General features: G+C 66.6%; 1 protein-coding gene. It reads left to right on the plus strand.

The window, feature by feature from the left end; translation table 11 throughout:
- Positions 1–320: MMPL family transporter (locus tag AC0IX4_RS22965; RefSeq protein WP_471831385.1), on the plus strand; the 320-nt coding region annotated here is incomplete at both ends.

A 320-nucleotide genomic window follows, 5' to 3' on the forward strand; every position in this document is an offset into this window, starting at 1 on the left:
TCGTGGTCATCAACGCGACCGTCTCCTCGGACGTGTCCCAGGAGGCGCAACAGGAAGTGGTGCAGCCACTCCGCGCGATCCCGGCACCCGACGGAACCGACCTGACGGGGGGCGGTGCGGCGGCCCTGGTCCTGGACGGCAACAACGCCATCGTGAGCTGGCTGCCGGTGATGCTCACCCTCATGGTGGTGTCGACACTGATTCTGCTGTTCCTGGCGTTCGGCTCGGTGGTGCTGCCGATCAAGGCGGTCGCGTTGGCGGGACTGAGCATGGCGGCGACGTTCGGAGCTCTGACGTTCATCTTCCAGGAGGGTCACGGG

It is taken from the genome of Rhodococcus sp. AC861 (genome assembly GCF_979256035.1).